This is a genomic window from Okeania sp. SIO2F4 (assembly GCF_010672385.1).
In the GTDB taxonomy this organism is placed as follows: Bacteria; Cyanobacteriota; Cyanobacteriia; order Cyanobacteriales; family Microcoleaceae; genus Trichodesmium.
This window is the reverse complement of the sequence record NZ_JAAHGT010000118.1, coordinates 1-16,025: the sequence shown is the minus strand read 5'-3', so window position 1 is coordinate 16,025 and position 16,025 is coordinate 1. Positions and strand designations below refer to the sequence as shown.

The 16,025-nt window shown below is 38.1% G+C and carries 11 protein-coding genes; 6 read left to right on the top strand and 5 right to left on the bottom strand.

Features of this window, described 5'->3' with window-relative positions; all coding sequences use genetic code 11:
- The first annotated feature begins 439 nt into the window (after positions 1-439).
- The 4 genes from F6K22_RS10210 to F6K22_RS10195 all read left to right on the top strand — a co-directional run bounded on the left by F6K22_RS10210 (position 440) and on the right by F6K22_RS10195 (position 3,073).
- Positions 440-592: a hypothetical protein gene (locus tag F6K22_RS10210; protein ID WP_293096688.1), complete on the top strand. Its 153-nt coding sequence runs from the start codon at positions 440-442 to the stop codon at positions 590-592.
- A 652-nt stretch (positions 593-1,244) separates the two neighbouring features.
- A complete protein-coding gene (locus F6K22_RS10205) occupies positions 1,245-2,237 on the top strand; it encodes a GTPase family protein (RefSeq protein ID WP_293096686.1) in 993 nt (330 codons plus the stop codon).
- 230 nt (positions 2,238-2,467) lie between these two features.
- Positions 2,468-2,713 (top strand): hypothetical protein, encoded by a 246-nt coding sequence (locus F6K22_RS10200; RefSeq protein ID WP_293096682.1) that lies wholly within the window; start codon positions 2,468-2,470, stop codon positions 2,711-2,713.
- A gap of 78 nt (positions 2,714-2,791) precedes the next feature.
- Positions 2,792-3,073 (top strand): hypothetical protein, encoded by a 282-nt coding sequence (locus F6K22_RS10195; RefSeq protein ID WP_293096680.1) that lies wholly within the window; start codon positions 2,792-2,794, stop codon positions 3,071-3,073.
- A gap of 887 nt (positions 3,074-3,960) precedes the next feature.
- Here the strand turns inward: F6K22_RS10195 and fusA are convergent.
- A complete protein-coding gene (fusA, locus tag F6K22_RS10190) occupies positions 3,961-6,054 on the bottom strand; it encodes an elongation factor G (RefSeq protein WP_293096677.1) in 2,094 nt (697 codons plus the stop codon).
- A 611-nt stretch (positions 6,055-6,665) separates the two neighbouring features.
- Positions 6,666-7,937 carry an RNA-guided endonuclease InsQ/TnpB family protein gene (locus F6K22_RS10185; protein WP_293096674.1) on the bottom strand — a complete coding sequence of 424 codons (1,272 nt, stop codon included), beginning with the start codon at positions 7,935-7,937 and terminating at the stop codon, positions 6,666-6,668.
- 1,196 nt (positions 7,938-9,133) lie between these two features.
- On the opposite strand from F6K22_RS10185, the gene F6K22_RS10180 reads away from it, so the two are divergent.
- Both F6K22_RS10180 and F6K22_RS10175 read left to right on the top strand, forming a co-directional pair.
- Positions 9,134-9,574, top strand: a complete 441-nt coding sequence (locus F6K22_RS10180; RefSeq protein ID WP_293096671.1) for a tetratricopeptide repeat protein — start codon at positions 9,134-9,136, stop codon at positions 9,572-9,574.
- Between the two features lie 34 nt (positions 9,575-9,608).
- Positions 9,609-10,613 (top strand): glutathione S-transferase family protein, encoded by a 1,005-nt coding sequence (locus F6K22_RS10175; RefSeq protein ID WP_293096669.1) that lies wholly within the window; start codon positions 9,609-9,611, stop codon positions 10,611-10,613.
- Positions 10,614-11,946: 1,333 nt separating this feature from the next.
- On the opposite strand, the gene F6K22_RS10170 is transcribed toward F6K22_RS10175, so the two are convergent.
- Genes F6K22_RS10170 through F6K22_RS10160 form a run of 3 tightly spaced genes read right to left on the bottom strand, consistent with a single transcriptional unit; the run spans position 11,947 to position 15,632 of the window.
- Positions 11,947-12,963 (bottom strand): PEP-CTERM sorting domain-containing protein, encoded by a 1,017-nt coding sequence (locus F6K22_RS10170; protein WP_293096667.1) that lies wholly within the window; start codon positions 12,961-12,963, stop codon positions 11,947-11,949.
- A gap of 13 nt (positions 12,964-12,976) precedes the next feature.
- On the bottom strand, positions 12,977-13,843 hold the full coding sequence (locus F6K22_RS10165) for an amino acid ABC transporter substrate-binding protein (RefSeq protein ID WP_293096665.1): 867 nt from the start codon (positions 13,841-13,843) through the stop codon (positions 12,977-12,979).
- Positions 13,844-13,862: 19 nt separating this feature from the next.
- Positions 13,863-15,632 (bottom strand): iron uptake porin, encoded by a 1,770-nt coding sequence (locus tag F6K22_RS10160; protein WP_293096662.1) that lies wholly within the window; start codon positions 15,630-15,632, stop codon positions 13,863-13,865.
- Between the last annotated feature and the right edge of the window lie 393 nt (positions 15,633-16,025).

Below are 16,025 nucleotides of genomic sequence, written 5' to 3'. Positions count from 1 at the left end.
TAAAAGCAACTGCATTATTGCCAGAAAACTCAAACTTAATCACCATATCGTCAAGAAATTGACTTTCCCAGTGTTCATAAGATTTATTCATAAGTGTCATTTCAGTTATCAGTTAGCCTCCTATCGGAGGAACTGCGTTAACAGTTACCAGTTATCAGTACCTCCGGCTGAAGCATCCGGATTGAAATACTGAAGTTTACTTTTTTTATCCCCTTGAAAGGGGAGGCTTGAGACCCTTTTTTTTGTCAGTATTGGTTAAGTTATTTTCAGCAAAATATAACAAATATATTCATTTAGCGTCAATAGCTATCTACAAAACTCTACATTTTTCTATCTATATAATTCTCTTTAATTCCACACACATTTATCCCATCCAATTGTTAATCTAAAAGCATAGTAATTGAAGCAAAATATTAGTAATTTTCCGAGGAGTTATCTGATGGAATTTTTAATCGCAACCTGGGTTTGTTGTGGTGTGTCTTGTGCTATTATTGCCGAAAAAAAATATCGAGACCAAACATTATGGTTTTTCTTAGGTATTTTATTTGGCGTATTTGCTTTAGTAGCGATCGCTTTATTACCCTCAGCTTAAAAATTATGTAGTAGCGCGTCTAGGCTAAAATTCTGTGTAAAACCTAACCCCCCAACCCCCTTCCCTACCAGGGAAAGGGGAGGAATATTCTCCCCTCTCACTCATCAGGAGAGGGGTTGGGGGAGAGGTCTTCAGTGGTTACTCAAATTTATCCAAAATTTTAGTCTAAACGTCCTACTACTGAAACGACACAATTAATGGGTGTGGATTCTATCCATGGGGTGGGGGCTGGTTAATCTAATTTCAGGTTAAGACTAATTAATTTAACGCGGAACTCGTCCCTACTATTGTAAAACTTTAGGTGTATCACGCCACTACTAGCAATAATCAATTTTATCATCGAGACGTTCTATATAACGCCTCTACTTTTTGTGGAAAATTATCTCTAAAAGCATCTATTTTTCTATCTACATTTGTCTACAAATTTCTATTCCTAACCATTGGTAAAATTGCTAATCTAAAAATATAGAGATAACAAACAAAGCTGGAAACAAGCAACAGTTTATTTAATGGCAACGGTCAGATAAAAAGACTATTATTTTCTACATTTATCTACCCCACTATTAAATAAATCAAGCTAGGATTTATCCAGAGACAAAAAATCTCTACGCACCTTGAAAATCAAAGATAAAACAAACAGGAGAAAACTCTCATGCAACCTTTGTCTCCAGAACAAATTGAACTGTTAAAAAAACAGACAATTGAAAGTTTTGTGAAAGCTGCAAATGCACCATTTATTGTGGCTGTTATTGGTCAAACAGGTTTTGGTAAAAGCTCATTAATAAATGCTTTGTTCAATACTAACTTAAAAACTGATGCAGTTAAACCTTGTACTATGGCTGTTGAAAAATTTGTTGTGAAGGGAAATAAAGGTGAATTATGGTTCTATGACTTGCCAGGAATTGGGGAATCTGAATCAGCAGATGCACGATATATTGAGGACTATAAACAAAAGTTATTTGAAGCTGATGTTGTTCTCTGGTGTCTGCACTCCGATAACCGTTCCGTTACTTTTGATGTGGCAGCTTTAAACAAAATTTTAGCCTCATTTAGTGCCGAAAAAAAAGCCCAATTAATGAGTAAAATTACTTTTGTTTTAACCAAAGCTGATACTATCAGTCATCCCGCTTGGTTGCTGGCAAAAATGGATAAAAATTGGGGAATGTTTGCACCTAGCAAAGTAACCCGTGAAATCCTCGAAAAGAAAGCTCAATATTATCAAGAAACTTTCTTGCTTCCCTATGGGAATGGAATTATTTCTCGTACCTATAATGATGGCAACTTCAAAATAGACGATCCACGTTTTTCTTGGGATAACTATAGTATTGTTTTTCAAGGATTTATGGATGCAAATACTTTCGCTCAACTTCAGGCAAAATATCCCCACCATCAAGAAGCATTTCAGCGACTTTATCAAAACTATCAAGTTGTTCCCTGTTCCTCCTCTTTTCGATTTAATCTAAACAAATTGATGTTAATAATAGTCAACAAAATGGGTAAAGAAGCGATCGCTCGTTTCAATAACTTTTTAAACGACCAATTAGATAAACTTCCTTTTGCTAAAGCGAAAGAATATTCTAATCTTATTGTAGTCGATCCGAACCGAAATCGGAAATTATTCGATTTGACAGAAATGCGAATTTAATAACAAACACGATCGATGATTGTGACGTAGGGACGTTGCATGCAACGTCCCTAGGCGAGAGGAAAAAAGAAAGAAGAATTCATTCTTCTTTCAAACTGCTATAAGTCATCAAGGGCGGTCATTTTCCCCCTAAAATTACATCAGATACAACTTCTATCATTTTCTCTGATTTTCTACCAAAAAATAAATCAGTTATCACTAAAATTAAAACAAATTCACTGAGGTAAATTATGAGCGAATTTGATGATATTTTTCAGCAAATTAATCAGAATAATCAAGACCGTAACCAACTCAAAAGTGCTGTTAGATCGGCTAACTTTGATAGTATTGCTGAGATTCTTTTGAAGGTGGCAAGTAAATTATTAGGTAGGAGTGTTCCTGCTTTGAGAAAAAATCGTTGGTTAGGTTGGGCAATTGAAGAGTTAGTCCCTACTGTTTATCACTTTATTAGAGATAATTGGAGTTTTTTCTCTTAGTCTATAAATTAGCTTCTCCCGGGAGAAGCCCATTTTCAGTATAAAACAGCTTACAAATTAACTCGTACAGGTAAAAAAGTGTTTTTCATAGAAAAGTTAAATCTAGTAGGATTAACTCGCAGAAATAAAATCAAACAAGATAAAAATGGAAAGTATTCACCTAATGGTCAATCTTCCAAGTCTGGGTTAAATAAATCTTGGTTAGATGCTGCATTTAATCAATTCTTTCAAATACTAGGTCAGGTAGCCGAAAAAGCTAACGCTAGAGTGGTAGAATGCAAACCAAATTATACATCTCAATTACTTTCTTATCCTATCGGAAATAGTGTTTATAGATTGCAGTATCAGAGAATATTTTGATGAGGAATTACAGTTGAAAATTGATAGAGATATAAATGCTGCCATCAATCTGAAACGAGTCGGGCTGGACAAGTTCGCGACTATAAACCGCCGTCAAAACAAAGTGGTTATAGCTAAATCTAAAACCGCTTCTGTTTCGCTCGGAAGTTCTGAGAGTCTTTAAAAGGCATTTCTATGCCTACACAGAAAGCGGATGCGTCTGTGTAGGTAAGTCACTATCAATGATATAAAACCCACTACATTTCTCCAGGGCTTTGTTGCATAAAAGTAGGGATAGAACATCCATTCCGCTTTGGTTCACATATCAAATGCGTTTGATATGCGGCTACTATATCCCTCTCTTTCGCGATTATTGATGTTCTATTCATCTATTGTCCAATAGTTAGGGTGAGATGATTAAATCTCAAAACCTTTACAGGTAAAAGTTTCAGCCTTTTTCTGTCTTGTATTGATGTTGAATTCATCTATTGTCCAATAGTTGTACCAATTTGATAAATGTTTGCTACAAATAGCTGGGGGAATTTTTAGGAGTCAGGAGTCGTATGGGAATGGCTTCAATACCATTTTTTAGTTCGTAAATCATCTTTTTGCTCAAAGGGACATCTCCTGTAAAATATTTTTATCACCCTTACTATTCGTAACATTCTTTTTTCATGCATGGTATTACAGCAGTTTCCGCGCCTTATGAAGTACATATGCACAAGCAAAGTGCAGCAGCTATATACTTTCATGCAACAAAGCCTTTCTCCAGTCAAAAACACAAAAATACAGGGCATAAATACTTAAATTTTCCGCCCTGTATATGTTCAAATTAACTTAAACATTCAGCTATATTCCACAGCAAAAGCTAATGGCTAACCGCTGACAGCTAAATGCTTCTAAATTACCTATTTAGATTTAGCTTCCTGACGCTCCTTAGCTTCCTTAATTACCACTTCCGACACATTAGCAGGACAAGGTGCATAATGAGAAAACTCCATTGAGAACTGACCTCTACCAGAAGTCATAGTCCGCAAGTCCCCAATATAACCAAACATCTCACTCAATGGCACATCTGCTTTGATACGACTACCAGTTGCTGTTGAGTCTTGAGACTTAATCATTCCCCGACGGCGGTTAATATCTCCGATAACATCACCAACATGATCGTCAGGAGTAAACACATCAACCTTCATTATTGGTTCAAGTAACTGAGGACTAGCTTTAGAGAAAGACTGACGATAGGCAGCTTTCGCAGCAATTTCAAAAGCGATCGCCGAGGAGTCAACCGGGTGATAAGCACCATCCGTTAATGTGAACTTCATATCCACACAAGGATAACCAGCTAACATACCCTTTTCAAAGCTACTCTCAAAGCCTTTTTGCACTGCAGGCCAAAATTCTCTGGGAACATTTCCACCAGTCACCTTTGACTCGAACTGGAAACCATCACCTGCTTCAGAAGGTTCTATCACATAGTCAATCTTAGCAAATTGACCCGAACCACCAGATTGCTTTTTATGAGTGTAGCTATCTTCAAGGCGCTTAGTAATAGACTCACGATAAGCTACCTGTGGCTTACCAACTTCCACATCTACCCCATAAGTCCGCTTCAGAATATCAACCTTAATATCCAAATGTAATTCACCCATACCCTTAATGATGGTTTCATTACTTTCAGCATCCGTCTCAACTCTGAAAGATGGGTCTTCCTGAACCATTTTACTCAATGCCATGCCCAGTTTTTCCACAGAACCTTTGTCCTTAGCTGCCACAGCAATAGAAATTACCGGGTCAGGGAACACCATCGGTTCCAAAGTAGCAGGTTCTTTGGGGTCGCACAGAGTATGGCCAGTTTGTACATTCTTCATCCCCACAATAGCAACAATGTCCCCTGCTTGAGCAGACTCAATTTCTTCGCGGGAGTCGGCGTGCATTTCCACCAAACGTCCAACTCTCTCAGTTTTGCCTGTAAAAGTATTCAATACTGTATCACCCTTGGACAATGTACCCGAATATATGCGGGTAAAGGTCAAAGCACCATATTTGTCGTCCATAATCTTGAATGCCAAAGCACGCAGAGGCTTTTCTGGGTCAACGTAGGCAAATTTACCAGTTTCGTGACCCTCTAGGTCAATCTCTGGTTGTGGTTTGATTTCAGTGGGGTTAGGGAGATAATCTACAACTGCATCAAGTACCAACTGCACGCCCTTATTTTTGAAAGATGAGCCACAGTAGGTGGGGAAGAAAGCCAGATCCTTAGTTCCCTTACGAATACAACGTTTCAGGGTATCAATATCTGGCTCTTCTCCTTCCAGATATTTTTCCATTACATCATCATCTTGCTCAACAGCAGTTTCAACCAACATTTCCCGATATTTCTCTACATCATCGGTCATATTCTCTGGAACATCTTTAAGCTCATATTTGGTTGGGTCTCCAGAATCATCCCAAACCCAAGCCTTACGGGTTAGTAGATCGACTACTCCCACAAAATCATTCTCAATACCAATAGGTAATACCATTACTAATGGCTTGGCCGCAAGTATATCTTCTACCTGTTTGACAACTCTGTAGAAATCAGCTCCTGTCCGGTCAAGCTTATTTACATAGATAATCCGAGAAACTTTAGAATCATTAGCATAACGCCAGTTAGTTTCAGATTGGGGCTCCACACCACCAGAGCCACAGAATACACCTACACCACCATCAAGTACCTTGAGAGAACGATATACCTCGATGGTAAAGTCAACGTGACCTGGAGTATCAATAATGTTTAATTGGCAATCTTTCCAGAAGCAGCTTGTAGCAGCGGACTGAATCGTAATACCCCGCTCTTGCTCCTGTTCCATAAAGTCTGTTGTTGCGGCACCTTCGTGGACCTCACCGATTTTATGGATTTTTCCGGTTAGTTTCAGAATTCTTTCTGTTGTGGTGGTTTTGCCCGCGTCAACGTGGGCGAAGATGCCGAAGTTGCGATATTTAGTGAGGTCTTTTGCCATATTTAACTCTCTTGTTAGATGTTACAAACTGTACTATTTTAGTATTACACATAGGGTATTTATTTGACCAACAAATAAGGTCAATAACTTCCCCTTGGATCGGGGATGAAAAAAATCAACTTCAGTATTTCAAGTCTATAGTTTCAGCAAGTGTTACTGTTGACATCCTCCCGACGCTGCACTTGCGTGACAGCGCGGGATTCCCTAACATTCCTGGTAGGGGCTTTCTGCTTCTAACGCACCTGCCTCCAAGGCCCTTCCCTCTTTTCGGTCTTACGGTCGCTCCACAGTACGTCGCCAATCCGACGGCTCCCCTAGACACTGCTAGCCCAGCAGCCATTAACTGCAATAGCACACTATTGGAAAAACCGCAACATTGATTGGTTTTCCCATCTCTCAGCTCCCCTGCGGGAGAGCGCGGGTCAAGGGCCAACGTCGAGATAACTGGTAACTGATAACTGATAGGCTGGCCTCTGGCTGAGGCTGGATTTCTCAGATATGGTTTGAAATCCTATTTTATGGCCTTAGTTATATTGCTGATTTTGACATCCTCCCCAACCTAAAGGCACGGGGATTCCTACCGAGCCGAAGCTCCTCGGTGGGTTGACGTTTCACAGACTGCTGCTACCAGATGCGGTAGTCTTAGGCTTGCCTCCACATCCGTTTAATGTCTCAGACTGCCCGCCCGCGACTAATATATTAATTGCTGCATTTTCATCACGATCGTGTTTTATACCACAGTTGAGACATTCCCACTCACGAATTGATAAATCTAATTTCCCACCTTTGAATCCACAGCTAGAGCAAATTTGAGATGTTGCTTCCCAACGACTAATTACTCTAAAATCACGACCGCATTTCTCAGCCTTTCCTTCTAACAGCGTCCTAAATTGCCTCCAACCTAAATCTGATATGGCTCTGGATAATTTGTGATCTCTTGGTGCGCCTTCCCTCTCTTGGTCAGCATTCCCTTGCGCCTGTTGGCGACGCGGGGTCTGACCGCTTGCGACTTTCGTCGTCGCGGGGTCGCACCGCTTTTTTACCATACCAGATACATTCAAATCCTCTAAAACAATTGTTTGGTTTTCACGAATTATTTCAGTGGATAATTTATGTAGAAAATCTGTTCTAGTATCTTTCAATTTAGCATGGAACTTAGCTATTTTTAGCCTAGCTCTTTCATATCGTTTAGACCCTCTAGTTTTGTTAGACAAAGACTTGCTCAACTTTCGGTACTTCTTAATTCGTTTCTTTAATGGTAATGGTGCATTAATTTTTTGACCATTACTCAAAGTAGCAAAAGTTTTAATTCCTAAATCTATACCTACTGAATTATCAGTTTTAGGCAACACTTCTGATGAAGTTTCTACTACAAAACTCAGAAAATATCTATTAGCTGAATCTTTGATTACTGTTACTGATGATGGAGCAGCAAGTAATTCTCTTGACCAAACAATTTTAAGCTTTCCAATTTTGGCTAAATAAACTTTATGTTGACCAACTTTAAATCCCCCTTTTGTAAACCTTGCAGTTTGTTTCGACTTTCTGGTTTTAAATTTAGGAGGTTTAACAGGTCTACCCTTTCTCTTACCTTTGGTTGAATTAAAAAAGTTTTGATAGGCTTGGTTTAAATCGTTTAAAGATTGCTGTAGTGGTATAGCAGAAACCTCTGATAACCACTCTCTATCTTCAGTTTTTTTAGCTTGAGTAATAAACTGTTTTTGTAGCTCAGAGTTAACAGGTTTTTTCTCTCCTGATTTGTATTTTTCCTGACAGCAAGTTAGACTATCGTTCCAGACAACACGGACACAGCCAAATAACTTGGCTAATCGGTATTTTTGTCCCGGTGTTGGATATATACGGTACTTAAATCTAGATTTCATAGTCTGAGTCTAAAGCTAATAGAACGATAACATATTTATTGAAATGAAAACCAATCAACCCATGCGGTATTTACAATAGTATGCTATGGTAAAAAAAAATAAGGCTGCTGGGCTAGCAGTGTCAGCGCCAGTCGCTCATGGGGGAGACCCCCTTTGGCGGCGCTGTCTTGTCTGTGGAGCGCGCCTTTAGACCGGAAAGAGGTTCGGCCTCGGAGGCAGGTGCTATGTTAGCGCAGCTCCTCTGCGCATAGGCAGCAGAAAGCTCCTATCAGCGATGTTAGGGAATCCCTTCCTATCTTGAGTATAGCAGCGTCGGGATGATGTCAATGAAACAAAGTCAGCCAAAAAGTCGCCCTTCTAGGGCGAGGCTTTGGACCAAATTTTTTGGTTAAGATACTTTACCAAAAATTCGACCATTTTATAGCGCTACGCGCAAGTCAAAATTCAAAAGTCAAAATTCAAAAGTAATTTATTGGGAAGGGTGGGAAGTCAAAATTCAAAAGTCAAACTTCAAATCTGGGAGAGGGAAATTAGGTCAAGAGCTGAAAATAGCCTGAAACCCTTGTCAATATTGAACTTCTACTATTTAAAGCTAAAAGCCTCTCTAAGTCTGGTTTTGAGGCAAAAATCACTTCATTTTTTGTCAAAGTCCCCTTATTGTTTTTAAGTCTCTACAGTTCACCTGTTTCCTCAGTATCTTTATAGAGAACTTTATCTGAACGTTGGTTGAAGACCCGCGCTCTCCATCCCCCGTAACCCCCCTTTGAAAGGGCAGGGCTGTTTCAAAGTATCGTAAATTAACAATTTAGGGAGAGTAGCAGATGGGGGGATAGGGCAATAAAGAAATTCACCAAAATTTGCCAAAATTTGCGCATTTTTCAGTTTTGGAGTCTCGTTAAAGTCTGACTCAATATTTGATTCAATTAGCTCAAAAAATCCCAGTTCTTTATTTTTTTCTCTTCCCTAATTACTAGAAAATAAGGTCTAAAGCCTCCTCCTTTAAAGGGGATAAAAAAAATTAGTGTTTCCAGCCTCCCTATTCCATTGAGGTACTGATAACTGATAACTGAAATAACCTATTCCCTAAAATCCCAAATCTGTATCTTACCAAGAGTAATAATTGTTATATTAAGTTATTAATAATTAAACTTTTAATTATTATAGTTTAATATACTTAGAACTATATCATTATCTATATGGAGATCGAAAATTTTCTAACTTGGTTAATCTTTTTTGGATTAATAACTAGCATTGGTATTGGTGCAATGATATATGCTTATCGTGGACAAGGAAGTATTTCTGTCCTATTTACAGAACCCATATCAATATCTTCATTAATACCACCAGAAGCAGCAGTAAATTTTCAACAAGGAAGTGAGGCTTTTCAAGTAGGAAATTATCAACAAGCTATCAATAAGTTTACTGAAGCTATACAGACTAATTCTAATATTGCTGAAGCTTATCATAATCGAGGTTTGGCTTTTGCGAATCTACGTCAAGATGATGAAAGTGTAGCAAATTTATTACAGGCAGGAGAATTATATCTCCAAGAGGGAAACCAAGAAGCTATCACTATTGTCAAAAAAAATCTAGAGTTATTAAAGGCGAGAAAAGAGTCTAGGAAAACTGACACTTAATTGATATGATGTGATTATTTTTTAGGGGGTAACAATGGGTTTAGGTGTTTTAGTTGATGGTAAGTGGGTTTCTGAACGGGAACAAGAAGATACTCAAGGTAGATTTATTCGCCCTCAAACCACTTTTCGGAATAAAATTACAGCAGATGGTTCTAGTGGTTTTAAGGCAGAAGCAGGACGTTATCATCTATACATTTCTTGGGCTTGTCCTTGGGCACATCGAACTGTTATTATGTGGAAACTCAAGGGGTTAGAAGATGCTATTGGTTTGTCAGTTGTAGGTGCTGTAATTGACCAAAATAGTTGGGAATTTACGGATGAACCAGGGTCTATTCCTGATTCTGTTAATAATAATAGTTATCTTTGGCAACTTTATCTTCAGGCAGACTCAAATTATAGTGGTAGGGTGACTGTACCTGTACTTTGGGATAAACAAACAGGCAAAATAATTAATAATGAATCCCGTGAAATTATTCGGATGTTTGATACTCAGTTTAGTGGTATTGCTAAAAATGATGTAAATTTATGTCCTGAAGATTTATACGATAAGATTGAAGAAACTATTGATAAGATTTACCAACCTATTAATAATGGTGTTTATCGAGCAGGTTTTGCTAGTTCTCAGTTAGCTTATGATGAGGGAGTAAAAGATTTATTTGCAGCTTTAGACCATTGGGAAGATGTCTTATCAAAACAACGTTATTTGTGTGGCGATCGCCTAACTGAAGCTGATATTTGTATGTTTACTACTTTGGTTCGTTTCGATCCGGTTTATTATGTTCATTTCAAGTGTAATTTACGCCATATTTGGGAATATCCAAATCTGGGGAATTATCTGAAAGATATTTATCAACATCCAGGAGTAAAAGAAACTTGTAATTTTGACCATATTAAACGGCATTATTACATGAGTCATCCTAAAGTTAATCCTACGAGAATTGTGCCAGTTGGTCCAGAGATAGATTTAGATTCTCCTCATAACCGCGCATCAATAGACATCTCCATAAAAGATTCTCAAACTATTACCGCGCCCTTCTAAAATTGGCATTTTTGGAGAGGTCTAATTTAAGGTAAGCATTCACCTATTAATGTCTGAATTATTACGATGTAAGTGAATAGGGAAGAGGAAAAAAGATGGATGTTAAAATAGAAGCTTTGTACTCTTTCTTTTTTCCCTCTATTAATTTCTTTGTCTCAGGTTTTGACTTCTATGCACCTAATAGAAAAAGTTTCCGTTAACTAACACACCCTCGTCAATTTTCTAAATTCAGAATTCTAAATTCTAAATTCTGAATACCCATCAATATTTGTTTGATTGTAGTCATAATTATTCGCTCAAAAAGACAAAGTTGACTATTAGGAGTTTTTTTCACTCTATTAATCTCCTTGTCTCAGGTTTTGACTTCTATGGACTAATACCATAATCAATATTTGAAAAGTTTTAATTATCAATATCAGCTTCTAATTTTAAAATTTTCAACTTTGTCATCAATCTCTGACAAAAAACGGTAAAAAAATTTCCAACTACTCAACATAATTTCAATACTTTCAGCTTTTTTTCTCGATCTGTGTGATATGATAAATTAAATATAATCTGTAGCAATTTATTGCCTAATACAATTTTAAAGTTGCAAATATTGATGATTTCGTTGTTTAAAGCAGCGATCGCCTCATATATCTCCAACCATAACGAACTAATTTTCTTCAGTCTCTCTAACCATGAATTGACTTATTGACAATTATATAGTAGCGATAAAATTAATTAACCTATATGGCTATTGCACTATTACCCCTAGCAAACTGGAGAATTGACCTTGCCCTGGAAAAGTTGTACCGCCAATGTTCAATAATTAATAATTAATAATTACCTCTTCTGTAATAGAAGGGTTAGGTTAAAAGGAATTTTTTTCTTTTCTTGGTCGATTGGAGGCTAGCGAGGAGACCTCGCCATCCCATCCTAGGTCATGCTCCGCTTTCCGACCGCTGTCTTGGTCGATTGGATATGCCGAGGAGACCTCGGCATCCCTCGACCGCTGTCTTGGTCGATTGGATATGCCGAGGTCTCCTCGGCATCCCTCGACCGCTTTTTCTCCATGAATTGAGAGGCTTTATACCTGAATTTTTCGGTAAAGGTAATTGCATTTAATCTCTTTGTCTCAGGTTTTGACTTCTATGCACCTAATAAAAAAAATTTCCGTAGTGGATTGACAAATTTAAAATGGTGTCCTGTGACGAATTGCTAAATACCTTTGACAGCTTAAATTATAGCCATAAATACCCACCCTACTCGATCTTGAACCAGAATAATATTTATCCTACCCCCAGTAGGGACGATTCGCGAATCGCCCCTACTAAACTTTAGGGGTTTGATATTATTTACCTTTCCTCAAACGATAAGCAACAGCACCAAATATTAATAAACCTATTACAGAAGTTGGTTCTGGAACTGAGGTATTAGGTTCAGGTTCAGAACCTTCTACTGCCAGTGGAGAAAAATTATCAAATGCAAGTCCAACACTATTTGCACTCCCCGTATAGACTAGGCGAATAGCATGAATATCTTTTTCGGGACGCTCAAAAGACCAAAGCCAGGGAAGACTATCTAAGGGAGTAGTATAAGCAGTGCCGATAGGACTGACAATAGAATCAATCACAGATAAATCAGATCCCAGTGCTTGAACTTCCCATTGTTCACCTAACCCTGTTGGCCTACCGTCAATATCCCAAATTTCAGCCGATGCAGCATTTGTTGGAAAAGTGTAAGAAATTAGAAGAGATTCACCTTTGGTTAGTGAACCAACTCCTCGTAGGAAAAAACTACCTAACCTGTCTTCAAAACCAGGAGCAGCTATATCATATCCTCTTCCTTCTCCTGTTCTTGTTCTTGATTGAAAACCTGATACAGAATCTGAATTGCCAACAGCCTCCAATCTGGGGAAAAGTCCGGCATCGGGTAAACCATCCAAGTTACGGTCAATGCCAAAAGTTACACCCAAGGATGAGAACTGATTTGTAATTGGCATATTATCTACAGCTACACTTCCATCAGGAAATTTACCATCCACAGGTTCAAAATTAATCAGAGATGCTGCATTAACTGAATGATTTGGCAATACAGATACAGAGGTCGCTACCACAATACCTATCAATGTTTGTTTGATTGTAGTCATAATTATTGGGTCAAAAATACAAAGTTGACTATTGGGAGTTTTCTTTTTCCCCTCTGCCAATATCTTTGTGTCAAGTTTTGACTTCTGTGCACCTAAGAGAAAAAATTTCTGTTTTTCCTGCATAGTAATAGTGAAGGTGTTTGTAATTTCTCCCCACACTCCCCACACTCCCCACACTCCCCACACTCCCCACACTCCCCACACTCCCCACACTCCCACACTTCCCTACTCCTTATTCCTGAGTACAAGCATCATAAAGCATTTGACTATTTTCACTTAAGTCATCCAGTAACCATTTTCTTTGAATTCTTTGAGCTTTTTTATCATTAGCAAGAAAGTCATTAACATACCTTTGCCAACTAGAATTTTTTTCCCCTCCAGGAAGTATTAATCCATAACCCGCACAAAAAGGACGACCATTTTCCTGATTAATAGTAATAAAAGTGTAATCTTTTTCCATATCAAAGTTCATTGCCATGGCTATACCTAACAAAAGAGTTCCATCACTAGCAAAACCATTAACTTCACCATCCGCCAAAGCTTCAATACCTTGTTGTCTAGTTAAAAATTTATTCTCTATTTGTTCTTCAGGATAAGAACTTTTTAAGTCAGTTTCATTGGTAGTGTTTCTAACTACACCAACCATCGCTTTACCAGCATTCACATCTTCTTCTTGCCTACCTCTTTGAGCTAAAACTTGTGTTGCTGTGATAAAAAAAGGTGCAGAAAAATTAACACCATATTTTTCTTCACGTTCAGCACTAATACTATTGGGACCACATTCTAAATCTACCTGACCACTTTTTACCATATCCCAGCGACTCTGGACAGTTGATGTGACGAATCTTACCCTGATCGGATCGAGTTGATTAGCACTAAGACGTTCAGCTAAAGCATAAGCAATATCCACACAATATCCCTCCCTTTTTCCTTTGTCATCCCTAGAACCAAACCAATAGGAATCTTCCCTTACTCCTACATAGATCAACTCTCTTCTAATAATTGTTTCTTCTGTTTGTGCGTTACTAATTTTTTGTGGAAAAATAGTCGCCAAAAATGCTAGAGATGAAGCAATCAAAATTTTTAGTTTGCTATTCATTTTTCCTCCTTTATAATAATTAGAATCTCCAAGTAGCTCTAGTTACAAATACTGTAATTGGGTCATTTCGGTCGTCATGCTCTGGTTGTGTTTCAATAAAGAAACCGGACGTTAAATCTATATTATTTGAAATTCTATAATTGTAGAAAATTTGAAATTGTATAGAAGTATCTGGATCATCTTCTCCACCATCAATATCTGTTACTTTCGGTTGCTGACCAACCGAAAGACCTAAACTTCCATTTTCAAATACTAAGTCATCTATAGCTACTGTGACTGCCCAATGCCAAATATCCGCTTCATCACCTTCGCGATCGCCTGCTTCAGCTTCAGCATTACTATAACCAACCCAGCCAGAAATAGTAAACGGTGCCCAGCGATAGCTGGTTTGGAAGCCAAAATGGTCTGCTGAAGTTGCTACTCTGCCAAAAGGTCGTTGAGCATTTCTACTGCCTGTAAAACCTGCTACATTAACTAAATCCGCCGTATAATATGCTCTAACATAAGCAAAAGAAAAATCAAAATCTACGGTTGGTGAAACTGTTAACTGAGCATAAGCGCTATTTGTACCGTTAAAAAGTCCACCACCTTCTCTCGGATCGTTCACTCTACCAGTACCACCACCAGGAGCGCCTCCAAGATAAGCAACATCTAACCTAAAATTGTCGTTAATTTGATAACTATAACCTAAACCAGCGCCCCCTACTTGGATGTAAATGGTCGGATTGTAAGCAGCGAACAAGGCAACACTTCCTGTATTACCACTAATCAGTCTAGGATTAAGTGCAGGAGCCATCAAATCAAAGTCAAGTCCAGCAGCTCCAATATAAAGACTCATTTTCGTGTTGAGGGGAAAAATATAGTATACCTCTGTTAGTCGTGCTATGTCGTTAGGTGGAGAGCCTGCGTTTAAGAAGGTCATAGCGGTACCTGTATTTACTCCAGGTAGGTCTCCAACACTTAACCTAGTTCTCAGGAAGTCTAAACCTGTAAAACTGGTATCGAAGTTCAATGTTACGGCATGGCCAAAGCCTATTTGGCTATCATCGGCACTAACTGTAGCACCGTCTTCACCATCGTTACCGAAGGCGTCATACAAAGCCATGGTTACTTGCCCTTTTAGTAAGGTTGTGGTAGAAAACTGATTAGCTTCCAGAACATCTGTCCGAGTTTCTAGGGCATTGAGACGGGATTTAAGATCGGCTATTTCGATGGCAAAATCTTCTTGTAATCGTTGGCTTTTTGCCAAGTCTTCTTGGGAAATATAACCTTCATTGAATTCTTCAATCAGACTTTGAATAACTTGTAAACATTCGTTAAGATTTGCTGCAAATTCGTAACGACTGATGGCTCTATTGCCACCAAATGTAGCATTTGGGGCGGCCAATAGACAACCATAACGTTCTGCTAATCCTTGGAGGGCACTGTAAGCCCAATCTGTTGGGAGAACGTCACTAAGTTGATTGACAGAGTTAACTCTTTCTAAAGAGGGAGATATTTCCGAAGGTTGGTCAAGTTGATTATATTGTTCTATTTGTCCCAAAGTATCGTTAGTTTTCTCCTTGAGTGTGGTTGTGGTTTCCTGGTTTGAGTTGGCAAGTGGTTGAGATTTTGGCGAAGGTTGTTTGAGAGGGTTGTACTCCTCTATTTTTTCTAAAATATGGGCAGTTTCGTCAATAATTTGATTTGATACTTGCTTCTGAGCTTTACTGCTAGGTGCAGTAGATAAGACCAATCCCATTCCTAAAAGTAAGGGAAAAATTACAACATCATAAAGTTTACGTCCCATATTTTTAATTTGATAATTTTATTGATCCTAAGAAAAGCATTATGATTTTAATACGCAAATGACACTATTAAAACTTTTTTTCTAATGATTATTTCCATTGCTCATGTGTGACTTGTTTTGTGGAGAAAAATAGTTGGCAAAAATGCTCATTATTAAATAATCAGAATATGCAGTTTATTAGACATAGGCGTGAAAAAGATATAGATTTTTTGCGGCTAGTAGGGAACACTTAATACTTAACACTTAACAGGGAATATATTTTCACGAAAAAGATACGAAAAATGATTTCGGAGAGTGAATTTGACAACTCTAGCTTGTCTTAAATAAAGAGCAAGTTTATTTTCTGGAGAGGTTTATTGTTTTTTTTGCCAGTTTCAGTATTAGAATCTCTGG